Origin of the sequence: Naasia lichenicola (assembly GCF_004801885.1) — a bacterium.
GTDB classification, from domain to species: domain Bacteria; phylum Actinomycetota; class Actinomycetes; order Actinomycetales; family Microbacteriaceae; genus Naasia; species Naasia lichenicola.
On the sequence record NZ_SSSM01000005.1, the window covers coordinates 475,128 to 495,498 of the forward strand.

Below are 20,371 nucleotides of genomic sequence, written 5' to 3' on the forward strand. Positions count from 1 at the left end.
GCTCCCCTTCCTCGCGACGACCAGGGTACAGGCGACACTGGCGGGGACCCGGCCTCGCTTGACGGTGGGCGGGCGGAGTCCTATGGTCGGGAATCAGGACAGCGGGAAAGCGCTTACCGGCAACCGACACGATGAGGTGAACGCGAGTGATCGCAACCGTCGACCCTACGACCGGAACCGTGCTGAAGGAGTTCGCCGCACATACGGCGGAAGAGGTCGAGCAGCGGATCGCCGCGGCGGACGCCGCCTACCGCGCGCTTGCATCGACCACCTTCGCCCAGCGAGCCGAATGGATGTGCGCCGCCGCCGACATCTTGGAGGCGGAGGTCGACGAGGTCGCATCGCTCATCACCACCGAGATGGGCAAGACCATCGGGACGGCCCGCTACGAGACGCTCAAGTCGGCGACCGGCATGCGCCACTTCGCGGACAACGCCGAGCGCTATCTCGCTGTTGAGCATCCGGTCGACGCCTCCTCGGCGGGCGCCTCGTCGCTGTCGGTCCGCTTCGACCCCATCGGAGTGGTCCTCGCCGTCATGCCCTGGAACTACCCGCTCTGGCAGACCATCCGATTCGCTGCGCCAGCGCTGATGGCGGGCAACACCGGGCTGCTGAAGCACGCCTCGAATGTGCCGCAGAGTGCCCTGTATCTCGGCGAACTGTTCGAGCGAGGCGGGTTCCCGCACGGCTCGTTCCAGACCCTGCTCATCGAGGGATCGCAGGTGGCGCCCCTGCTCGACGACCGTCGGATCCGCGCGGCGACGCTCACGGGGTCGGTTGCCGCGGGGGCATCGGTGGCCGAAGCCGCAGGCCGAAACGTCAAGAAGACGGTGCTGGAGCTCGGCGGGACGGACGTCTTCGTCGTGCTGCCCTCCGCCGATGTCGCTCGGGCGGCGGAGTTCGGGGTCAACGCCCGGGTGCAGAACTCGGGGCAGTCGTGCATCGCGTCGAAGCGCTACTACGTGCACACCGACGTCTACGACGAGTTCTCGGAATCGTTCGTCCTCAGGATGGGTGCCACCGTGGCCGGCGACCCGCGCGATCCCGACACCACGTTCGGGCCACTCGCGACCGAGCGAGGACGGCGGGATGTGATCGAGCTGGTGCAGGACGCCGTCGACAAGGGGGCCACCGTGCTCACCGGCGGCGCGATGCCCGATGGCGCTGGATGGTTCTACCCGGCCACGGTGCTCAGCGGCGTGACGCCCGAGATGCGCATCTACCGCGAGGAGTGCTTCGGCCCCGTGGCCTGCCTCTACCGGGTCGACGATCTCGACGAGGCCATCGAGCGCGCCAACGACTCGGACTTCGGCCTCAGCTCCAGCGTGTGGACGAACGACGACGACGAGGTCGCTCGATTGGAGCGCGAGATCGTCGCCGGTGGCGTGTTCGTGAACGGACTCACGGCCTCGTTCCCCGGCGTCCCGTTCGGCGGGGTCAAGGACTCCGGCTACGGACGTGAGCTCAGCTCCAACGGCATCCGCGAGTTCGTCAACGCCAAGACCGTCTGGAGGGCGTGACGAGCCCCACGGCTCCGAAGTCAGGTAGCGGTCTCTCCGCGGTAGAAGGTGGCTCCCCGCTACGGAACTTTCCGTAGCGGGGAGCCACCTTTTGCAGCGGCGAGCGAAGCGGCGCCGGTCAGGCCTCGATCTGCTCCAGCACCTCGTCGGCCCGCTCCGGGCTGCCGTCGGCGAGGCCTCTTTCGATCGCACGGCGCGACGCGATCCACATCCCGGCGCCGATGGCAACCACGAGGATCTCGCTGACCGTCAGGGACCAGATCACGCCGGCGAGGCCGAACCACAGGTTGCCGAAGATCACGATCGGGATGAACAGGACGCCCTGCGACATGCTCATCACGATCGCGGGCACCGAGCGCCCGGTCGCCTGGAACAGCGATGTGATGAGCCCCGCGAAGCCGTTGGCGATCATCGCGACCAGCTGCGCGGTGATGATCGTCGCACCGATGGCGAGCACGGACGGATCCGAGACGAAGGCGCCGAACAGCTGGTCGCGGAACAGGTAGACGGTGACCGAGAAGAAGCCGGTGATCGCGCCGACCGCGATCGCGGAGGCGCGAAGGGCGGAGCGGAGGCGGGCGCGGTCGCCCTTGCCGAACGAGTAGGCGAGCAGCGGGAGCACCCCGAGCGTGATCCCCATCACGAGGAACTCCGGGACCTGGGCGATCCGAACCGCGACTCCCATGGCGGCGAGGGGGCCGTCGCCGTAGTCCGCGGCCAGGTTGTTGAGCACCAGCGAGGTGACGATGAGGAACGCGGACTGCAGCAGCTCGCCGACGCCGACGCCGAAGACCGGCTTCAGCACCTCGGGGGAGAGGGTGAACCAGCGCGGCGCGAGGCTGACGTGCTCGCTGTTGCGCTGCAGCCAGACGACGAAGTAGATCACGACGGCGACGTTCGAGAGGCCGATCGCGAGGGCTGCGCCGGCCACCCCCCAGTGCAGCACGAGGATGAAGACCACGTCGAAGGCCAGGTTGGCGATCGTCGATCCGATCAGGCCGATCATCACCTGGCGCGATGCGCCCTCTGCGCGCACGAGCTGCTCGAGGCAGAACGCGGCGGCGAGCACGGGAACGAAGGCGAGCATCACGCCGACGAAGGCGCCGGTCGCGGGGACCGCGGCGCCGCTCGCGCCCAGCAGGGTGACCAGCGGATGCAGCAGGAGCAGGCCGGCGATGCCGACGACGGCGCCGATGACGATCGCGCCCCACAGCGCGAAGGATGCGACGTGCTTGATCTCCCCCGCCTTCGCCGGCTCCTTCTCGGATGCGCCGAGCAGGCGCGAGATCAGGGCGCTGCCGCCGACGCCGAAGACGCCGCCGATCGCCATGACCAGGCCGAGCAGCGGGGTGCCGAAGGTGATGGCGGCGAGCAGGAAGGTGTCGTTCAGCGAGCCGATGAAGCCGGCGTTGATGACGTTGTAGACGGCTCCGACGATCATGGCCGCTGCCATGGGCACGCAGAGGTGGATGAGCGCCCGGACGATCGGAGCGGACGCGAGGAACCAGCGGTTGCTGCCGACGACAGGCGCCGTCGTGCCGTCGCGCTCGCTGGCAGCGGGGGCGGATTCGGGGCGGATGGATTCGGTGCGGGTGGATTCGGGGTCGTTGGTGCTCATGGCTGCTCCATTCGGGCAGGGCGCCCTGTCGGACGGAGTGCCGGGTGTTCGGTGATGGGGTGCGCGTCGCGGTTCGGGCGCGCTCGAGGACACGCCGACGGACGCCGGCGCGGCGGGGATGCAGGGCGCCGGAGTCGGCGCGGTCAGCTGCAGGTCAGCAGCGACTCAGTCGCGGCTGGGGCGAGGCAGGTGATCGGTGATCTTGCTCAGCAGGGCGTGCAGAGTGTCGCGCTCGGTCTGATCGAGGGGGGCGAGGATGATCTCATCGGCCGCGGCCATCGCCTGCTCGAAGCCGGTGATCAGCTGGATGCCCTCGGGGGTGGCGTAGACGCGCTTGCTGCGTTCATCGCCGTCGGATCGGCGCTCGACGAGGCCGCGGCGCTCGAGGCCCTGCAGGAGGCTCGACACGCTGGCGGCACTGGTGCGGGTCATCTGCGCGATGTCGCGCTGGATGGATCCGGGATTCGCTTCGAGGAAGCCCAGTGCGAACGCCTGCTCGTGACTGAGCTCGCGGGCGCGCACCCAGTCCTGTCCGGCCTTCATCTGCGCCCAGCCGACCCAGCGCAGCAGGCCGAGCGTGGTCGTGAGTTCCGGTGCTTCCATAATCAGGAATCTAACTGTTAGATATCTAACTGTCAATCCTCTAAGAGAAATTGCCGCAGCCCGCCTGTTGCGCAGCCGGTACCTAGCGTTACTATCTACCAGTAGTCAGTGACACTGAGTAGCGAGGGAAGCCGATGCCGAAGCAGTTGACGGAGATGCTCAAGGGAACGCTCGAGGGCGTAGTGCTCGCCGTGCTGGCTGGACGCGCTGCCTACGGATACGAGATCACGACCTGGCTGCGTGAGCAGGGCTTCGCCGACATCGCCGAGGGCACGATCTACGCGCTGCTGCTGCGGATCGAGCAGCGCGGTCTCGTCGATGTCGAGAAGCGGCCGTCCGAGAAGGGACCGCCTCGCAAGGTCTACTCGCTGAACGCGCAGGGCGGCGAGTACCTCGATGAGTTCTGGAGGACGTGGGCCTTTCTCACCGAGCGACTCGAACGGCTCCGCTCCGGGCAGGAGTCAGAACACGCACAACAGCAGGAATCACAGGGACGACAGCAAGAGGAAGGCATCTGACATGGCGAACATCATCGAGAAGCTGGTCGGCGATCTGGGCGACAAGCGGATCTATCGCGAGTACAAGCAGAGGGTGAAGGCGCTGCCCGACGGGTACCGTCAGGCGGCGAACGCGCTCGAGCGCTACCTGCTCAACCTCGGACCGACCGACGACGGCAAGAGCCTGATCGCCATGCTGTCCGATCTCGCCGACCTGTTCGAGCAGAGCGCTGCCGCGGGCACTCCGGTGCGGGATGTCGTCGGAGCAGACCCTGCCGACTTCGCCGACACGTTCATGGAGAACTACGGCGGCGGAAGCTGGATCCGCAAGGAGCGCGCTCGGCTCGCCAACGCCATCGATCAGGCCGCCGGCGGGCCGACCGCCGAAGCCCCGGGGACCGAACGATGACGGCCGCAGCGGCCCCCGCGCTCCGGGTGCGGGGGCTCAAGAAGTCGTTCAAGGACCTGCAGGTGCTCCGCGGGGTCGACTTCGAGGTGGCCCGCGGCGGCATCTTCGCGCTGCTCGGGTCGAACGGCGCGGGCAAGACGACCGTCGTGCGGATCCTGTCGACACTGCTGGCGGCCGACGCGGGCACGGCAGAGGTGACCGGCATCGACGTGCGCACCCGAGCGGCGGAGGCGCGCGCCGCGATCAGCCTGACCGGCCAGTTCGCCGCCGTCGACGAGATCCTCACCGGCCGCGAGAATCTGCTGCTCGTGGCGAAGCTCCGTCATGTCGACGACCCGGGCGCGATCGCGGACGGCCTGCTCGACAGGTTCTCGCTCTCGGCGGCGGCCGGGCGGCGGGTCGCGACGTACTCCGGCGGCATGCGGCGCCGCCTCGACATCGCGATGAGCCTTATCGGCGAACCTTCGGTGGTCTTCCTCGACGAGCCGACGACGGGGTTGGACCCCGAGTCGCGGCTCGAGGTATGGAGCTCCATTCGGGCGCTCGCCGCCCAGGGCACGACGGTGCTGCTCACCACCCAGTACCTCGAAGAGGCGGAGCAGCTGGCCGATCGGATCGCGATCCTGCACGAGGGACGCATCATCGTCGACGGCACCCTCGCGGAGCTCAAGCGGCTGCTGCCGCCCGCCAAGGTCGAGTACATCGAGAAGCAGCCGACCCTCGAGGACGTGTTCTTCGCCATCGTGGGAACGAGACACGACGCTGCTGCCACCAACGAGGGCGACGCACGCGAAGGCGGTCGGCGATGAGCATCCACTTCATCGGCGATACCGCGGTGCTGACCGGGCGCTCACTGCGCCACATCAGCCGCAGCCTCGACACCATCGTCACCACGGCCGTGATGCCGATCGGGTTCCTGCTGCTGTTCGTCTTCGTGTTCGGCAGCGCGATCGACACCGGATCGGCATCCGGCTCGTACGTCGACTACCTGCTGCCGGGCATCCTGCTGATCACCATCGCGACCGGCATCTCCTACACCGCCTATCGGCTGTTCCAGGACCTGCAGGGCGGCATCTTCGAGCGCTTCTCGTCGATGCCGATCGCCCGCTCGTCGGTGCTCTGGGCGCACGTGCTCACCTCGCTCGTGGCCAACCTCATCTCGGTCGCGGTCGTCGTGCTGGTGGCGCTGCTCATCGGCTTCCGCTCCGGCGCAGGAGTGCTGGCGTGGCTCGCGGTGGTCGGGATCCTGCTGCTGTTCACGCTCGCGCTGACCTGGATCGCCGTCATCGCGGGGCTCTCGGCGAAGTCGGTCGACGGAGCGAGCTCCTTCTCGTATCCGCTGATCTTCCTGCCGTTCATCAGCTCGGCGTTCGTCCCGACAGCGGGCATGCCCGGTCCCGTTCGCGTCTTCGCGGAGAACCAGCCGGTCACCTCGATCGTGAACGCCATCCGCAGCCTGCTGGCTCAACAGCCCGTCGGCGCGGACATCTGGGTCGCGCTGGCCTGGTGCGTCGGAATCCTCGTCGTCGCCTACGTCTTCGCCATGATCGCCTACCGCAAGCGGATCGCCTGAGCCGGCCCGAATGGCGGGTGCGGAGCTCGCGACCTGGCTCGAAGAGCGGGTCGGAAGCACCCGCACTCGCCATCCGGGTCAGATCGCGGGCGCCTCGATCGCGGGCAGCGGACCGAGATGCTCCTCGATGATCGCTCGGATCGTGGGCACCGCGGCGACGAGTCGGTCAAGCGGGCAGCGGAACGCCACGGCACTGATGCTGATCGCGCCGGTCGCCGCTCCGGATCCGTCTACGGAGACGGGGATGGCGACGCAGTTGATGCCGACCTCGTTCTCCTGATCGTCGACGCCGAATCCGCGGGACCTGGTCGCCTCGAGCTCGGCCAGCAGCGCTCCGGTGCTGGTGATCGTATACGGGGTGCGGGGCTCGAAGCTCGAGGTGCCGAATCGCTGCACGAGCTGAGACTCCTGGGTGACGAGCGTGCTGAGCAGGGCCTTGCCGACTGCGGTGCGGTGAGCGGGGTTGCGGCCTCCGATCACCGAGGTGAGGCGCACGGCGCCCTGCGGCGGATCCATCTTGGCGCGGTAGACGATGTCGGTCCCCGACAGCACGGCGTAATGCGCGGTCTCCCCGAATCGCGCAGCGAGGGCCTCGAGGACGGGCTGGACGCGGGCGGTCTCGGGACGGCCGCCGAGATTGCGGAGAGCCAGGCGGATGTACTCGTCGCCGAGCACGTAGACGCCGCGGCCCATGAGGTCGGCGAGACCCGCCCGCCGCAGGGTGGCGAGGGCGCGGTGCACCGTGGACTTCGAGCTCTTCAGCGTGCTCGCCAGCTCGTCGAGCGTCACGCCGAGCGGATGGTCGGCCAGCTCGGTGAGCACTGCGATCACTCGGTCGGCTCCGACCAGCCGCTCCTCGACATCTGAGCGCTGCGAGCCCCGCATCCCGATGGCGCCGTCGCCCATCGTCGGCTACTCGACGATCCGAGGATCGACGTGCACCTTCGGCCCCGGTCCGGCGTCTGCTCCGCGGCGCCCCTCGAAGCGATCCGGGACCTCGGCGAGGCCGATGACCTCGCTGACGAGGGAGTCGGGCACGACCGCGCCGCTGGCGAAGCTGGCGATGGCACCCGCCAGCCCGGGGGAGGCGGAGAGGATGCCGACCGCGGTGACGTCCTTGAGTAGCAGGTCGCGGGTGTCGATCCGGCTCGGCGTGGAGGAGATGCCGATGTACACGACGCGGCCAGCCGGCTTGCACAGGCGCAGCGCGAGACCGGGCATGGTGTCGACGCTCGTCGCGTCGATCACGGAGTCGAAGCTGTCCGACTCGCTCGACGCGAGTTCGTCGAGCTGTCGGGTGTGCTGCGCGCCCAGCGAGCGGGCGAGCTCCAGCGATCCTGGTCGCACTCCCCCGACGGTGACGACGGCCCCCTCCGCCAGCGCGAACTGCGCCGCCAGCAGTCCGATCGTGCCGGACCCGAGCACCAGCACCTCGTGGCCGGGCCGGACATCGGCCGCCCAGACGGCGCGCAGCGAGTTGCCGCCTGGCTCGACCAGCGCGGCCGCGGCGAGACTGACGTGCTCGGGGATCTCGTAGGCGAAGCGGCTCGGCAGGACGAACTTCTCGGCGAGCGCGCCGGCGACGTCTCCGCGGATGCCCACCTCATCCCGGAAGGGGCATACGTGCTGGTGTCCGCTCAGGCAGTACGAGCATCGGCCGCAGCCGAGCATGGTGTCGCCGGTGACCCGCTTGCCGAGCCATGCCTCATCCGCGGAGTCGCCCACCTCGACGACGCGACCCGTCCATTCGTGCCCGAGCCGGAGCGGGAACCTGGTGAAGCCCTGCTCGATGTAGGCCATCTCGCCGGTGTAGAGCTCGACGTCGGTGCCGCAGATGCCGACCCGCTCCACCTGGACCACGAGCTGGCCCGGCTGCGCCGTCGGGTCGGGCACCTCCGTCACCTCGGCCACTCGGGGAGAGGCGACGACCAGGGCGCGCACTCAGGCCTCCGCCGTGCCGCTCTGCGCTGCCGGATGAGCGACGACGCGCTGGGTCTGTGTGCCGAGGCGCGTGATGTTCAGCGTCATGGTCTCGCCGCCCTTCAGATACACGGGCGGCTTCTTACCCATGCCGACCCCGGGAGGCGTTCCCGTGTTGATGAGGTCGCCGGGCTCGAGGGCCATGAACTGGCTGAGGTAGTGGACGATGAAGGCAGGGCTGAAGACCATCGTGGAGGTCGAGCCGGTCTGCCGACGCTCGCCGTCGATGTCGAGGGTCATCTCGAGCGCGAGCACATCCTCGATCTCGTCCTTCGTGACGAGCCAGGGCCCGGCCGGATTGAAGGTCGGCGCGGACTTGCCCTTCGACCACTGCCCGTTGCGCTCGATCTGCCACTCCCGTTCGCTGACGTCGTTCACCAGCACGTATCCGGCGATCGCGGCCTCCGCAGCCGTCTCGTCCTCGAGATACGAGGCATGGCTGCCGACGACGACCCCGAGCTCGACCTCCCAGTCGGTCTTGACCGAGTTCTTGGGGATGAGCACATCGTCGTCGGGGCCGATCAGCGTGTTCGGCGACTTCGTGAACAGGATCGGCTCCGTCGGCACGGCCTGGTCGGTCTCGGCGGCATGGTCGCGGTAGTTGAGTCCGATGCAGAGGATCTGATGCGGGCGGGCGATCGGAGCGCCGAAGCGCCGGTCGCCGACGGGCTCGCCGCGGCCCGCCGACAGGCGCTCGGCGACGGTGACAGCCAGCGTCTCGAGCGCTCCAGAGCCGAAGAACGCCTCATCGAAGTCGTGGACGACGTCGGAGAGGTCGATGTAGGTGTCGTCGTCGACCAGTGCACCGGGCGTCTCGGAGCCTGCGGGACCGAGTCGGACGAGTCTCATGCGGGCTGCTTTCTCCAGGGGACTACGAGCGGCGGCCATGTGGCCGCCATGCCATAATTCGAAATGCTAGCCACATGTTCGACATAGTGGAATTCCGCCGAGGAACGATGAGGTTCGATGGTGAATCGCCTGCGCAGCGACGACTGGTACGAGGGTGCGGATCGCAACGCGTACATCCATCGAGCGTGGATGCGGCGCGGCAACCCCGATGACGCCCTCGACGGCAGCCGTCCCCAGATCGCGATCGCGAACACCGCATCCGACCTGACGCCCTGCAATGCGCACCTCGACGAGGTGGCCGAATCCGTCAAGGCCGGCATCTGGGCCGCCGGCGGAGTCCCCTACAACCTGCCCGTCGTGTCTCTGGGCGAGACCCAGGTGAAGCCGACCGCGATGCTCTGGCGCAACATGGCCGCCATGGCCATGGAGGAGATGTTCCGCGCCAATCCGATCGACGGCGTCGTGCTCCTCGGCGGCTGCGACAAGACCATCCCCGCGCTGCTGATGGCGGCGTCGTCGGTCGACATCCCGGCGATCGTCGTGCCCGGCGGTCCGATGATCACCGGGCACTTCCGTGGGGAGGCGCTCGGCTGCGGCACCGACGTCTGGCGACTCAGCGAGGAGGTCCGCGCGGGCACGCTCAGCAACGAGCAGTTCCTCCGATCCGAATCGTCGATGATCAGGTCCAAGGGGCACTGCAACACCATGGGTACCGCGTCGACCATGGCCGTGGTCGCCGAGGCGCTGGGCATGACGATCCCGGGCTTCGCCGGAACGCCAGCCCCGGATGCGCGACTCCTGTCGATGTCGCACGACACCGGCCGTCTGATCGTCGAGATGATCCGATCGGACCGGAAGCCGAGCGACATCATGACCAAGGACGCCTTCCTCAACGCCATCGTCGCCGTCGCCGCGGTCGGCGGCTCGACCAACTCGGTGGTGCATCTGCTCGCCATCGCAGGGCGACTGGGCATCGATCTCACCCTCGACGACTTCGATGCGGCAGGCGCCGGCGTGCCCGTGATGGCCAACCTGCAGCCGAGCGGCCGATTCCTGATGGACGACCTCTACCGTGCCGGGGGAGTGCTGGGCCTGCTGGCTCAGATCAAGGACATGCTCAAGCCTGCCCCGATCACCGTGACCGGCGTCCCACTCGTCGAGTACCTCGACGACCGGCCCGTGTACGACGACACCGTGATCCTCCCCCGCGACGCGCCGCTCATGGAGGACGCCGGGATCACGGTGCTGCGCGGCAACTTGGCGCCTCGCGGTGCTCTCATCAAGCCTGCGGCGGCGACCCCGGAGCTGCTGCAGCACACCGGCCCTGCCGTCGTCTTCGACAGCATCGAGGACATGCGGGATCGGATCGACGATCCCGCCCTCGACGTGACAGCGGATTCCGTGCTCGTGCTCCGCGGCTGCGGGCCGCGCGGCTATCCGGGCATGCCCGAGGTCGGCAACATGCCCATCCCGAAGAGGCTGCTCGAGCAGGGGGTGCGGGACATGGTGCGGATCAGCGATGCGCGGATGAGCGGCACCGCGTACGGCACGGTCATCCTGCACGCTGCCCCGGAGGCGGCGGCCGGCGGCCCGCTGGCCTTCGTCCGGACGGGGGACATCATCACGATCGATGTCGAGAGCCGGACGCTGAACATGGCCGTCAGCGACGAGGAGCTCCAGTCCCGCAGCCAGAGCCCGATCAGCGAGGCCGCATACGCCGCGCCGGTGCGGGGCTGGGAGAAGCTCTACGTCGACCATGTCATGCAGGCCGATACGGGCGCGGACCTCGACTTCCTTGTCGGCGGCAGCGGATCGAAGGTGAGCCGTGAATCGCACTGAGTCGCGAATGGATGCCGGCTCGCCGAAGGCCGATCGATGAGGCGGGCGCTCATCACCGGCGGCCGGAGCGGACTCGGAGCGGCATGCGCCACCCGCCTGCGCGCCGACGGACTCGACGTGATCACGGTCGACCTCTCCCCCGACGCCGATGTCGTGCTCGACATCACCGATGCGAGCGCCGTCCACGACGCGGTCTCCCGGATCGGCGCGGTCGACGTGCTCATCAACAGCGCTGGCATCGTGGGTCCGAACCTGCCGCTCTGGCAGGTGGACGCCGCCGACTGGCAGCGCACCTTCGACGTCAACGTGAACGGCCTCTTCCACGTCACCAAGGCCGTCGTGCCCGGCATGATCGAGCGTGGCTGGGGGCGGATCGTCAGCATGGCGAGCATGGCGGGGAAGGACGGCAACCCGAACCTCTCCGCCTACTCCGCGAGCAAGGCGGCGGTGATCGGCCTGACCAAGTCGCTCGGCAAGGAGCTCGCCACGACCGGAGTGCTCGTCAACGCCATCGCGCCCGCGGTCATCGAGACTCCGATGAACGCCGCGACGTCGCCCGAGGTGCTGGCGCACATCACCTCGCTGATCCCCATGCGTCGGGTCGGTCGAGCGGACGAGGTGGCCGCGCTGGTGGCCTGGCTGGTATCCGACGAGCTCAGCTTCTCGACGGGCGCCGTCTATGACATCAGCGGCGGTCGGGCGACCTACTGACGCCATCGGTGTCGGGTGCATGACGAACGGCGGAGCAGACATCTGCTCTGCGACGAACGGAAGGGAAGCGGACATGACGGAATTCGACGGAGCGGTCGCCATCGTCACCGGCGGTGCGAGCGGACTGGGCGCGGCCACCGCCGCGCTGCTCGCCGAACGCGGAGCCCGCGTCGCGGTGCTCGACCGTGACATCGGTGCCGTGCCCGCTGAGCTGTTCAGCATGGTCTGCGACATCACCGATGCCGCCCAGGTCGACGAGGCGGTCGCCGCGGTCGTGGCGCACTTCGGATCGCTGGACATCGTCATCAACAACGCGGGCATCGGCGCTGCGGGGGACATCTCGGCCAACGACGACGCCGAGTGGCACCGCGTCTTCGACGTGAACGTCGTCGGCATCGCGCGGGTCACCCGTGCGGCACTGCCGCATCTCAGGAAGTCCTCCGTCGCGGCGATCGTCAACACCTGCTCAGTGGCCGCGATCGTCGGCCTGCCGCAGCGGGCGCTCTACTCGGCGAGCAAGGGCGCCGTCGCGGCGCTCACCCAGGCCATGGCGGCCGACCACGTCAAGGAGGGCATCCGCGTCAACGCGGTCACCCCGGGCACCGCCGACACCCCGTGGGTCGGGCGCCTGCTCGACGCGGCCGACGACCCCGAGGCGGCTGCGGCCGCGTTGAAGGCGCGTCAGCCGATGGGCCGTCTGGTCACTGCCCCGGAGGTGGCGAATGCGATCGTCTATCTCGCTTCGCCCAACTCGTCGTCGACGACGGGCACGCTGCTGGCGGTCGACGGCGGCATGCAGGGGCTCCGCGTCTCCTAGCCCGTCGTCGGTCCGGGAACCGCCGACCCGAATCTTCTGGCGCGGCCAGAACGCGCTGCCACGGATAGAACGCGGCGCTGCGGACGAAACGCGGGCGGGTACCGGTGCGTTTCGTCCCTGGCGCCGCGTGGTGTCCGCACGCCCGCGTCGTGCGCGGCGTCGGCTGGGCTCAGACGCCGAGGAACTCGGAGATGGCGTCCACGACGAGCCGATGGTCCTCTTCGGAGCTGAGTCCCGAGACGGTCGCGGCAGCGACGACGCCGACGCCGGCGACGCGGATGGGGAATGATCCGCCGGCGGTCGCGATCTGGGCGGGATCGAACCAGCCGATCGACGCCGGGAAGGTGCCGAGCGCGGCGAAGCGCAGCTGGAGCAGCATGCTGCTCGTCTCGAAGCGGAAGACCCCGGCCGTCTTGCGGCGGACCCACTCCTCGTTGTCCGGGGTCGACCCCGTCCGGGCGGCCCGGAACAGGATCAGTCCAGGGCGCCGGATGTCGATGAGGACCGGCTTGTCCCCCGCGCGCTCGACGAGGATCGAGCCGAGGCGCCAGGCATCATCGTGGTCGAATCCGGAGAACACCAGGCGCTCCTGCTGCGCCTCGATCTCGCGGGTGAGGTCATCGGCGTCGCTCACGGTTCAGTCCCGCAGCTCGAGGTACTTCGCGATGAGCGCCTGGGTCGAGGAGTCCTGCGCTGCGAGGGCATCGGCGTCGCCGTCGACGGCGGGCGTGATCTGCTGCGCCAGCTGCTTGCCGAGCTCGACGCCCCACTGGTCGAAGGAGTCGATCCCCCAGACGGTGCCCTCGACGAAGACGATGTGCTCGTACAGGGCGACCAGCTGGCCGACCACGCTCGGCGTGAGCGCAGGCGCGAGGATCGAGGTCGTCGGCCGGTTGCCGCTGAACACCCGGGCGGGCACAACCGACTCCTTCGTCCCCTCGGCGCGCACCTCGTCGGCGGTCTTGCCGAACGCGAGGGCCTTGGTCTGGGCGAAGAAGTTGGCGAGGAACAGCGAGTGCACGTCGCTGCCCGGGGCGACGGAGGCGCCATCGCCTGTCTCGTCCTTCAGCGGGCGGGCGGGGTTCGCCACGGCGATGAAGTCGGCGGGGATCAGCCGGGTGCCCTGGTGGATCAGCTGGTAGAACGCGTGCTGGCCGTTCGTACCGGGCTCGCCCCAGAACACCTCTCCGGTGTCCGTCGTGACGGGGGAGCCGTCCCAGCGCACGCTCTTGCCGTTCGACTCCATGGTCAGCTGCTGCAGGTAGGCCGGGAAGCGGTTGAGGTACTGGGCATACGGAAGCACCGCGTGGGTCTGAGCGTCGAGGAAGTCCGTGTACCAGACGTTGAGCATGCCCATCAGCACGGGCACGTTGCTGGCGAGGGGGGTGGTGCGCATGTGCTCGTCGAGCGCGTGGAAGCCGGCGAGCAGCTCGCGGAAGCCGTCCGGTCCGATGGCGATCGCGATGGACGTTCCGATGGCGGAGTCGACGGAGTAGCGTCCGCCCACCCAGTCCCAGAAGCCGAACGCGTTCTCGGGGTCGATGCCGAACGCGGCGACCTTCTCGAGCGCCGTGGAGACGGCCACGAAGTGCTTCGCGACAGCGCCGGTGCGGGCGTCGTCGGTATCGGCGATGCCGCCGGAGCGGACGAGGTTCTCCCACAGCCACTGGCGGGCCAGGCGTGCGTTGGTGAGGGTCTCGAGGGTGCCGAAGGTCTTCGACGCGACGATGAAGAGGGTGGTCTCCGGGTCGAGTCCGGCGGTCTTCTCGTAGATGTCCGACGGATCGATGTTGGAGACGAAGCGGACCTCGAGCCCGGCCTGCAGGGAGGGCTTCAGGGCTTCGTAGATCATCACGGGTCCGAGGTCGGAGCCGCCGATCCCGATGTTCACGACGGTCGCCATCCGCTTGCCCGTGACACCCGTCCACTCGCCGGAGCGGACCTTGTCGGCGAAGGCGTAGACCTTGTCGAGCACGGCGTGCACGTCGGCGTCGATGTCCTGGCCGTCGACCGTGTAGCCGGCTGCCGGCTCGAGATCCGCCCCGCCCTTCGGGCGACGGAGTGCCGTGTGCAGCACCGCGCGATCCTCGGTGACGTTGATGTGGTCGCCGGCGAGCATGCGGCGGTAGCGGTCGGCGACGCCGACCTCCTCGGCGAGCTGCAGCAGCGGCGCGAGGATCTCCTCCGTCAGCAGATTCTTCGACAGGTCGACCGTGAGGTCCGCGGCCTGAAAGGTGTACCGGCTCGCCCGGTCCGGATCCTCCGCGAACCAGGCGCGCAGGTCGGGCGTGAACCCGTCCGCGATGCCCGCGAGGGTGCTCCAGGAGGCGGTGGCGGTGGGATCGATGGGGGCCGGTTCGGTCATGAGCACTCCTGGTCGTCGAAGCGCGGGCCCGCGGAGGCAGCTCCCGCAGCTACGAACCTATCGCCGCTGAGTGGAAGCCTGCCGCCTGTACCGGAGGGCTGGTGGACCTGTCCGCCGCTGAGTACCCTGCCCGCATGGCCGCAGCGACCCCTCCGCGTGACGGCGAGCACCGAGTGACCTTCACCGACGGCTCCCTCAGCGGCATCGAGCACTACGCCGGCGGCGTGAAGCAGGGGCGATGCGAGTACTGGTACCGCAACGGCCAGAAGAAGTCCGAGGGGCGGTTCGCCGGCGGCGCGTTCACCGGCGAGTGGGTGTGGTGGCGGGAGAACGGGGAGCTGCTGCAGAAGGGACCATTCGTCGACGGGGAGCAGCACGGCGTCTGGCGACGCTGGCACGATACGGGAGCCCTGATGGACGAAGGCCTGTGGGTGCACGGGAAGCGCTCCGGCGAGTGGCGGCACTACGACAGGGCGGGTGAGCTCCGGAAGACGGACAGGCATCCGGATCGCTCGACCGGCTGAACCCGCTCGCTCCCGCTCGCACCCGCTGATCCGCATGCCGTGCCGTCATTGACGCGCGCGCCGACCGGCCCTCGTTCGGATCGCGCTCAGCTCCCTCGGCCAGAGCTCGGGGGAGTCGGTGACGTCGACGCCGTCGCGCCACTCGCGGCTCCAGGCCGGCAGCATGCCCGCACGTGCCCAGGCGCGGAGGTCCTCGACGTTCGCCTCGGGCAGCGGCCGCCCGCGACGGTGTTCGACCGCCCGCACCTCCGACTGCCAGTCGATGGGTGGGCGCGAGACTTCGGATGGCGAACCGGGTGATGATCCGGGCAGTGATCCGTCGAGCGGATGTTCGAGCATGGGGGTCCTCCGGTCGCAGGTGCAGAGATGGCGACCGGCCCCGCCGTCGCCCACGATAGGCGAAGGCCGCGACAGAGCACGAGCGCATGACCCCTGGCGCCCGCTGCACGAGACCCGCTACGGGACCCGCTGTGCGGGGCACTGACAGACCCTCCCCCGCTGGTCGGCCGGGTCCTAGCGTGAAGTCATGACCAGCACGCTCACCTTGAACACCGGCACCACCATCCCCGCCATCGGATTCGGCGTCTTCCAGAGCAGTCCCGAAGAGACGGCTGCCGCAGTGGACACCGCACTCCGCAGCGGATACCGCCTCATCGACACCGCGGCCGCCTACGGCAACGAACGGGAGGTCGGCGAAGGGATCAGGCGATCGGGAGTCGACCGGTCCGAGATCATCCTCGAGACCAAGGTGTGGGTGTCGGACTTCGGCTACGACGAGGCGCTGCACGCCTTCGACAAGGCGACGGGAAAGCTCGGCTTCGACCGACTCGACATCTTCATCCTGCATCAGCCGGCGCCCGACCGGTTCGAGAAGACCCTCGAGGCCTATCGAGCGCTCGAGACCCTCTTCGCCGACGAGCGCGTCGGGGCCATCGGAGTCTCGAACTTCATGCCGCACCACCTCGAGAAGCTGCTCGACGTGGCGACCGTCGTCCCGGCGCTCAATCAGATCGAGGTCCATCCGTACTTCAGCCAGCCCGCCGTCCAGCAGCTCGACGCCCAGCACGGCATCCTCACGCAGGCGTGGTCGCCGATCGGCGGGATCACCTTCTATCCCGGGTGGGGCGAGCACCGGCGCAGCGTGCTCGAGGACGACACCATCGCGCAGATCGCCCGCGTCCACGGCAAGTCGCCGGCTCAGGTGATGCTGCGCTGGCACGTGCAGGAGGGACGCTCGGCGATCCCCAAGTCGGTCAATCCCGCCCGGATCGCCGAGAACCTCGACGTGTTCGACTTCGAGCTGACGGCCGACGAGCTCGCGGTCATCGACGCACTCGACACGGGCGAGCGGAGCGGGCCCGATCCGGACGTCGCCCGACCGGAGCGCTTCGGCATGGTCATCCCCGAGGCCTGATCGGGAGCTCCTCCAGGGCGCCCGGTGGCAGGATGAGCCGATGCCCACCCCGCCTCCGCGCTCCGCGCCCCTTCGGCCCGCTCTGCTGCCCGGCCTCATCGGGGCGCTCGGCCTGGTCATCGGCGCCGTGGTGCCCGCCTGGTCGGACTGGATCGTCAGCAGCTATCTGACGAGCATCCTCGCGCTGATCATCGTCGTGTTCGCCGCGCAGGGCAGGCAGTGGCTGTGGATCATCCCCATGTTCGCCGTCGCGGTCCTCTGGAACCCGGTCTATCCCTTCGGCTTCAGCGGCACGCTCTGGGCGGCCGCCCACATCCTGGGTGCCGCGGCGTTCCTCGCCACCGGCCTGCTGATGCGTGTGCCCCCGCAGGAGAGCGCCGGGCGAGCGGCCTGATCGTCGTCTCGGCGTGGCAGGCTGGACCGCGCTGGTCGAGAGGTGGTGTGCGTGGACGAGGACTTCGAGGTGGCACCGGAGTCGCCGTTCGCGCTGCTCGCCGACGATGAGCGTCGTGCCTGGTACGCGTACATGAAGGTGCATCTGCGGCTCCGCTACGAGATGAACCGTCAGCTGCGGACGACCGGCGAGCTGTCGCTGCCGGACTACGACGTGCTCGTCGCGCTGATCAGCGACGAGCGCGGGACGCTCTCCATCTCCGATCTGGCAACCCGGATCGGCTGGGAGCGCAGCCGAGCCAGCCACCACGTGCGGCGGATGGCCGCGCGTGGGCTCGTCGGCACCGAGCAGAGCGAATCCGACCGGCGCTCGACACAGGTCTCTCTGACCGCGCGAGGTCGAGCGACATTGGGGAACTCCTCGCCGGGACATGTCGAGCTGGTGCGCGCGGTGTTCCTCGACCCGCTCGACGAGCGGCGCAGGAGCGAGCTCGCCGAATCGCTGGAGCGGATCTACGATGCGCTCATCGAGCATGGATCGCTGCCGCGCCCCGTCGACCACCCCTGACGACGATCTCCCGGTCGCCCGCGCTGTCTCAGGGGAGGATCAGCGTGTACAGCTTGGCGATGACGCCGTCTCGCACGAGCGCGATGTCGACGCCCTTCACCACGGGTGGTGCGCCGGCCGGTCCGAGATTCCAGGTCAGATACCCGAGGTCCTGCGACTCGAGCACCGGGCCGGCAGCCGTGAACACGAAGTCCGGGGACTGATCGATCAGCGACTGGGCCTTGTCGCGGATGGCCGCATGACCGACGACCACGCTCTCGGGATCGGCGAAGACCACATCGTCCGCGTAGGTGCGGGCGATCACCTCGGCCCGTCGGGCGGGATCGCGCTCGCCGAACACCCCGAGGAGGTTCGCGTGCATCAGTGTCTCGATCGGTTCGCTCATCTGTCATCTCCGAGTTAGGTGAAGTGTCACGCAAAGCTACAGCGAGATCGGCGCAGATCCTCGCGCAGGCTTCGTCAGCCTGTCTGGCTACGCTGGCGTCTCGACATTCCGATGGAGGATCTCGCATGGCCATGACGCAGCGACACACCGCTTCCGCATTCGACGGTGTGGCAGATCTGTTCGCCTCCTACGACAGCGCCGACCGGACTCCCGAGGGGTACGAGGCCCAACTCGCGGTCTACGTGGGCGGCGAGCTGGTGGTGGATCTGTCGGCCGGCATCTCCCCGGACGCGCTGATGACCGTGTTCTCCTCGAGCAAGGGCCTCGCGGCATTCGGGCTCGGACTGCTCGTCGATCGGGGTCAGCTCGACCTCGATGCGCCCGTCGCCGCCTATTGGCCCGAGTTCGCGCAAGCGGGCAAGTCGGCGATCACGGTGCGCCAGCTGCTCTCGCATCAGGCGGGACTTCCCACCACCGATCGACCGATCACCTACGACGAGTGGCTGGACCCTCATGCGGCCGCGGAGGTCCTCGCCGCGCAGCGGCCGCTCTGGCATCCGGGCTCCGCGTTCGGCTATCACGCCATCTCGATCGGCACGCTGATCGGCGAGCTCGTCTTCCGGATCACCGGTGACACGATCCAGGAGTTCTACGAGCGAGAGGTCAGGGTGCCTGTCGGCGCCGACGCGTATCTCGGCCTTCCGGATGCCCTGGAGGACAGGGTCGTCGAGCTGCTGCCGCTGGCGGACCCCACTCCTGAGGAGCTCACCGAGTTCGCCGCGGAGCTGTCCGTACCGCGCGGGCCGTACGGGCCTCCCACCTTCGCCGTCGATTTCGGCGTGCTGATGTCCCAGCGTGCGCGGGCGTTCGGCCATGCCGCTGGTGGTGGCGTCTGCTCCGCTCGAGGCCTGGCCGCGGTGTACGACTGGGCGACGGGTTACGGGCGCGGTTCGGGCGCAGTCACCGCCGACACCCTCGACGCGTTCGCGCAGTCGCAGGTCGCCGGATACGACATGGTCCTCGACCAGCCGCGCCGCAGCCACGGGATCGTCTTCCAGAAGCCGACGGGCGTCATGCCCTTCGGCTCCTACCGCGCATTCGGCCACGACGGCGCGGCGGGCGCGATGGCGTTCGCCGATCCGGCCACCGGCATCTGTCTCGGCTACACCATCCGTCGCGGACCGTTCCCCGGTGGAATCGACCGTCGTGTCTTCGCGCTCGCGGAGGCCGTGCGAGCAGCGATCGCTTGAGAGCTGCGCTCGGCGGTCAGCTCTCGATCAGAGCGGCTTGCGGAAGCAGATCTCGCCGGGGAAGGCGCCGTAGGGCGGGAACACTCCGCTGCGGGTGAAGCCGAGCGATTCGTACAGAGCGATGGCCGCGTGCTGGAGCCCGCCGGTCTCGAGCACCAGGGCGGTCGCACCGAAAGCACGGCAGCGGTCTTCGAGCTCGACCATCAGCGCACGGGAGAGGCCGCGCCCTCGGTGGCTCGGCGCTACGTAGACACGCTTCACCTCCCACTCGGTGGGGACGCCGGTGAGCGCGGGGCGCACGGCGGCGGTGGCCACCGGCAGGTCGCCGTCGAGCGCCAGCAGCGTCAGTGCGATGTCATCGGCGCGGACTGCCAGAGACGCCGTCGCTGCGCGCGCCTCATCCGGCGTGAGCGCATCGACCCAGTCCTTGTAGATCGCCCCCGTCTCGGCGAACATCGCGCGATGGAGCGCCTCGACGCGGTCGTCCGTCCACTCGACGGGCTCGGTGCTCAGCATGTCCCGATGCTAGGCGAGCCGATTCGAGCGCATCACTGGGGCGCATCCCGAGGGGGGCGATCAGTAGCTGATCGTGACCGCGTAGGCCATCCCGGTGATGGCGAAGCCGAGTGCGATCGTGGCGACGATCATGAGGACTCGTTCGCGCCCGAGGCGCACATAGCTCGACCGGCGCTGCTGGCGAGTGCCGGAGAGCACCACGTCGGAGGCCAGCTGGGGCTCGCGACGCTTGACGCGGGCACCCGAGAGGACCTCCTCCTGACCGAAGCGGCGGAGCATCTCACCGGTCGACACGGGTTGGGGCGCGACGATCTCATCCGGAGCGGCCCGGTCGATAGGGGTCGGAGCGAACTGCGTGGTCATGATGACCGTCTTCTCCGGGCTAGGCAGGCCTGGAATCACCGATCGGGGGGACCTCATCACCCGGGCTTCGCTGGCTGCGTTCGGCCCGAGTTCAGTGGGGGCGGCGCTCGCCCCGATGCCCCGAATTTATCGCATAGACGGCGCTATCGACGGCGTGTCGCAGGCGGATGGGGGAAT

Annotated in this window: 24 protein-coding genes; 13 read left to right on the forward strand and 11 right to left on the reverse strand. The window is 69.0% G+C overall.

All coding sequences use genetic code 11. The features are described 5' to 3' along the window. The first annotated feature begins 146 nt into the window (after positions 1-146). Positions 147-1,520 (forward strand): aldehyde dehydrogenase AldH, encoded by a 1,374-nt coding sequence (gene aldh, locus E6C64_RS13125; RefSeq protein ID WP_136427941.1) that lies wholly within the window; start codon positions 147-149, stop codon positions 1,518-1,520. Between the two features lie 118 nt (positions 1,521-1,638). On the opposite strand, the gene E6C64_RS13130 is transcribed toward aldh, so the two are convergent. After that, positions 1,639-3,138 (reverse strand): MATE family efflux transporter, encoded by a 1,500-nt coding sequence (locus tag E6C64_RS13130; RefSeq protein WP_136427942.1) that lies wholly within the window; start codon positions 3,136-3,138, stop codon positions 1,639-1,641. 165 nt (positions 3,139-3,303) lie between these two features. Next, positions 3,304-3,741: a MarR family winged helix-turn-helix transcriptional regulator gene (locus tag E6C64_RS13135; protein WP_136427943.1), complete on the reverse strand. Its 438-nt coding sequence runs from the start codon at positions 3,739-3,741 to the stop codon at positions 3,304-3,306. A 134-nt stretch (positions 3,742-3,875) separates the two neighbouring features. Between E6C64_RS13135 and E6C64_RS13140 the strand changes: the two genes are divergently transcribed. Genes E6C64_RS13140 through E6C64_RS13155 form a run of 4 tightly spaced genes read left to right on the forward strand, consistent with a single transcriptional unit; the run spans position 3,876 to position 6,220 of the window. Further along, positions 3,876-4,259, forward strand: a complete 384-nt coding sequence (locus tag E6C64_RS13140; RefSeq protein ID WP_136427944.1) for a PadR family transcriptional regulator — start codon at positions 3,876-3,878, stop codon at positions 4,257-4,259. A 1-nt stretch (position 4,260) separates the two neighbouring features. Beyond that, positions 4,261-4,647 (forward strand): DUF1048 domain-containing protein, encoded by a 387-nt coding sequence (locus E6C64_RS13145; RefSeq protein WP_136427945.1) that lies wholly within the window; start codon positions 4,261-4,263, stop codon positions 4,645-4,647. Next, positions 4,644-5,456, forward strand: a complete 813-nt coding sequence (locus tag E6C64_RS13150; protein ID WP_136427946.1) for an ABC transporter ATP-binding protein — start codon at positions 4,644-4,646, stop codon at positions 5,454-5,456. Before E6C64_RS13145 ends, E6C64_RS13150 begins: the two co-directional genes overlap by 4 nt. After that, a complete protein-coding gene (locus E6C64_RS13155) occupies positions 5,453-6,220 on the forward strand; it encodes an ABC transporter permease (RefSeq protein WP_136427947.1) in 768 nt (255 codons plus the stop codon). Before E6C64_RS13150 ends, E6C64_RS13155 begins: the two co-directional genes overlap by 4 nt. 78 nt (positions 6,221-6,298) lie before the next feature. Here the strand turns inward: E6C64_RS13155 and E6C64_RS13160 are convergent, their stop codons facing one another. Genes E6C64_RS13160 through E6C64_RS13170 form a run of 3 tightly spaced genes read right to left on the reverse strand, consistent with a single transcriptional unit; the run spans position 6,299 to position 9,049 of the window. Further along, a complete protein-coding gene (locus E6C64_RS13160) occupies positions 6,299-7,126 on the reverse strand; it encodes an IclR family transcriptional regulator (protein WP_233255620.1) in 828 nt (275 codons plus the stop codon). 6 nt (positions 7,127-7,132) lie between these two features. Then, positions 7,133-8,161 (reverse strand): zinc-dependent alcohol dehydrogenase, encoded by a 1,029-nt coding sequence (locus tag E6C64_RS13165; protein ID WP_136427948.1) that lies wholly within the window; start codon positions 8,159-8,161, stop codon positions 7,133-7,135. Then, positions 8,162-9,049 (reverse strand): fumarylacetoacetate hydrolase family protein, encoded by an 888-nt coding sequence (locus tag E6C64_RS13170; RefSeq protein ID WP_136427949.1) that lies wholly within the window; start codon positions 9,047-9,049, stop codon positions 8,162-8,164. A gap of 117 nt (positions 9,050-9,166) precedes the next feature. Here E6C64_RS13170 and E6C64_RS13175 point away from each other — a divergent pair, with 117 nt between their 5' ends. From E6C64_RS13175 to E6C64_RS13185, 3 genes are all read left to right on the forward strand, one after another. Then, on the forward strand, positions 9,167-10,888 hold the full coding sequence (locus E6C64_RS13175; protein WP_136427950.1) for an IlvD/Edd family dehydratase: 1,722 nt from the start codon (positions 9,167-9,169) through the stop codon (positions 10,886-10,888). 36 nt (positions 10,889-10,924) lie between these two features. Next, complete coding sequence (locus E6C64_RS13180) at positions 10,925-11,599, forward strand: SDR family NAD(P)-dependent oxidoreductase (RefSeq protein WP_136427951.1); 675 nt, start codon at positions 10,925-10,927, stop codon at positions 11,597-11,599. A 73-nt stretch (positions 11,600-11,672) separates the two neighbouring features. Then, a complete protein-coding gene (locus E6C64_RS13185; protein WP_136427952.1) occupies positions 11,673-12,416 on the forward strand; it encodes an SDR family NAD(P)-dependent oxidoreductase in 744 nt (247 codons plus the stop codon). Between the two features lie 169 nt (positions 12,417-12,585). Here E6C64_RS13185 and E6C64_RS13190 read toward each other — a convergent pair whose 3' ends face one another. Beyond that, complete coding sequence (locus E6C64_RS13190) at positions 12,586-13,050, reverse strand: heme-degrading domain-containing protein (RefSeq protein WP_136427953.1); 465 nt, start codon at positions 13,048-13,050, stop codon at positions 12,586-12,588. A 3-nt stretch (positions 13,051-13,053) separates the two neighbouring features. Then, positions 13,054-14,781: a glucose-6-phosphate isomerase gene (gene pgi, locus E6C64_RS13195; RefSeq protein WP_136427954.1), complete on the reverse strand. Its 1,728-nt coding sequence runs from the start codon at positions 14,779-14,781 to the stop codon at positions 13,054-13,056. Positions 14,782-14,915: 134 nt separating this feature from the next. Between pgi and E6C64_RS13200 the strand changes: the two genes are divergently transcribed. Continuing rightward, positions 14,916-15,305, forward strand: coding sequence for a toxin-antitoxin system YwqK family antitoxin (locus E6C64_RS13200; protein WP_136427955.1), 390 nt, complete (start codon positions 14,916-14,918; stop codon positions 15,303-15,305). A 45-nt stretch (positions 15,306-15,350) separates the two neighbouring features. Here E6C64_RS13200 and E6C64_RS13205 read toward each other — a convergent pair whose 3' ends face one another. Then, positions 15,351-15,644: a hypothetical protein gene (locus E6C64_RS13205; protein ID WP_136427956.1), complete on the reverse strand. Its 294-nt coding sequence runs from the start codon at positions 15,642-15,644 to the stop codon at positions 15,351-15,353. A gap of 187 nt (positions 15,645-15,831) precedes the next feature. Between E6C64_RS13205 and E6C64_RS13210 the strand changes: the two genes are divergently transcribed. The 3 genes from E6C64_RS13210 to E6C64_RS13220 are packed head-to-tail and all read left to right on the forward strand — an operon-like array spanning position 15,832 to position 17,680. Further along, on the forward strand, positions 15,832-16,719 hold the full coding sequence (locus E6C64_RS13210) for an aldo/keto reductase (protein WP_136427957.1): 888 nt from the start codon (positions 15,832-15,834) through the stop codon (positions 16,717-16,719). A gap of 40 nt (positions 16,720-16,759) precedes the next feature. Further along, on the forward strand, positions 16,760-17,113 hold the full coding sequence (locus E6C64_RS13215; RefSeq protein ID WP_136427958.1) for a DUF6804 family protein: 354 nt from the start codon (positions 16,760-16,762) through the stop codon (positions 17,111-17,113). A 51-nt stretch (positions 17,114-17,164) separates the two neighbouring features. After that, positions 17,165-17,680, forward strand: coding sequence for a MarR family winged helix-turn-helix transcriptional regulator (locus E6C64_RS13220; protein ID WP_233255621.1), 516 nt, complete (start codon positions 17,165-17,167; stop codon positions 17,678-17,680). A 28-nt stretch (positions 17,681-17,708) separates the two neighbouring features. Here the strand turns inward: E6C64_RS13220 and E6C64_RS13225 are convergent, their stop codons facing one another. Next, positions 17,709-18,065: a nuclear transport factor 2 family protein gene (locus E6C64_RS13225; RefSeq protein ID WP_233255622.1), complete on the reverse strand. Its 357-nt coding sequence runs from the start codon at positions 18,063-18,065 to the stop codon at positions 17,709-17,711. A gap of 125 nt (positions 18,066-18,190) precedes the next feature. On the opposite strand from E6C64_RS13225, the gene E6C64_RS13230 reads away from it, so the two are divergent. Beyond that, positions 18,191-19,315 (forward strand): serine hydrolase domain-containing protein, encoded by a 1,125-nt coding sequence (locus tag E6C64_RS13230; RefSeq protein WP_136427959.1) that lies wholly within the window; start codon positions 18,191-18,193, stop codon positions 19,313-19,315. Between the two features lie 27 nt (positions 19,316-19,342). Here E6C64_RS13230 and E6C64_RS13235 read toward each other — a convergent pair whose 3' ends face one another. After that, positions 19,343-19,831, reverse strand: a complete 489-nt coding sequence (locus tag E6C64_RS13235; protein ID WP_136427960.1) for a GNAT family N-acetyltransferase — start codon at positions 19,829-19,831, stop codon at positions 19,343-19,345. A gap of 60 nt (positions 19,832-19,891) precedes the next feature. Continuing rightward, positions 19,892-20,194, reverse strand: a complete 303-nt coding sequence (locus tag E6C64_RS13240; RefSeq protein WP_136427961.1) for a hypothetical protein — start codon at positions 20,192-20,194, stop codon at positions 19,892-19,894. Between the last annotated feature and the right edge of the window lie 177 nt (positions 20,195-20,371).

Coding starts and splice junctions, on each gene's coding strand:
- E6C64_RS13130 (WP_136427942.1), bottom strand. CDS start 3,138: ATGAGCACCAACGACCCCGAATCCACCCGCACCGAATCCATCCGCCCC.
- E6C64_RS13145 (WP_136427945.1), top strand. CDS start 4,261: ATGGCGAACATCATCGAGAAGCTGGTCGGCGATCTGGGCGACAAGCGG.
- E6C64_RS13210 (WP_136427957.1), top strand. CDS start 15,832: ATGACCAGCACGCTCACCTTGAACACCGGCACCACCATCCCCGCCATC.
- E6C64_RS13225 (WP_233255622.1), bottom strand. CDS start 18,065: ATGAGCGAACCGATCGAGACACTGATGCACGCGAACCTCCTCGGGGTG.
- pgi (WP_136427954.1), bottom strand. CDS start 14,781: ATGACCGAACCGGCCCCCATCGATCCCACCGCCACCGCCTCCTGGAGC.
- E6C64_RS13185 (WP_136427952.1), top strand. CDS start 11,673: ATGACGGAATTCGACGGAGCGGTCGCCATCGTCACCGGCGGTGCGAGC.
- E6C64_RS13135 (WP_136427943.1), bottom strand. CDS start 3,741: ATGGAAGCACCGGAACTCACGACCACGCTCGGCCTGCTGCGCTGGGTC.
- E6C64_RS13170 (WP_136427949.1), bottom strand. CDS start 9,049: ATGAGACTCGTCCGACTCGGTCCCGCAGGCTCCGAGACGCCCGGTGCA.
- E6C64_RS13150 (WP_136427946.1), top strand. CDS start 4,644: ATGACGGCCGCAGCGGCCCCCGCGCTCCGGGTGCGGGGGCTCAAGAAG.
- E6C64_RS13235 (WP_136427960.1), bottom strand. CDS start 19,831: ATGCTGAGCACCGAGCCCGTCGAGTGGACGGACGACCGCGTCGAGGCG.
- E6C64_RS13200 (WP_136427955.1), top strand. CDS start 14,916: ATGGCCGCAGCGACCCCTCCGCGTGACGGCGAGCACCGAGTGACCTTC.
- E6C64_RS13205 (WP_136427956.1), bottom strand. CDS start 15,644: ATGCTCGAACATCCGCTCGACGGATCACTGCCCGGATCATCACCCGGT.
- E6C64_RS13160 (WP_233255620.1), bottom strand. CDS start 7,126: ATGGGCGACGGCGCCATCGGGATGCGGGGCTCGCAGCGCTCAGATGTC.
- E6C64_RS13215 (WP_136427958.1), top strand. CDS start 16,760: ATGCCCACCCCGCCTCCGCGCTCCGCGCCCCTTCGGCCCGCTCTGCTG.
- E6C64_RS13140 (WP_136427944.1), top strand. CDS start 3,876: ATGCCGAAGCAGTTGACGGAGATGCTCAAGGGAACGCTCGAGGGCGTA.
- E6C64_RS13180 (WP_136427951.1), top strand. CDS start 10,925: ATGAGGCGGGCGCTCATCACCGGCGGCCGGAGCGGACTCGGAGCGGCA.
- E6C64_RS13230 (WP_136427959.1), top strand. CDS start 18,191: ATGGCCATGACGCAGCGACACACCGCTTCCGCATTCGACGGTGTGGCA.
- E6C64_RS13240 (WP_136427961.1), bottom strand. CDS start 20,194: ATGACCACGCAGTTCGCTCCGACCCCTATCGACCGGGCCGCTCCGGAT.
- E6C64_RS13175 (WP_136427950.1), top strand. CDS start 9,167: ATGGTGAATCGCCTGCGCAGCGACGACTGGTACGAGGGTGCGGATCGC.
- E6C64_RS13155 (WP_136427947.1), top strand. CDS start 5,453: ATGAGCATCCACTTCATCGGCGATACCGCGGTGCTGACCGGGCGCTCA.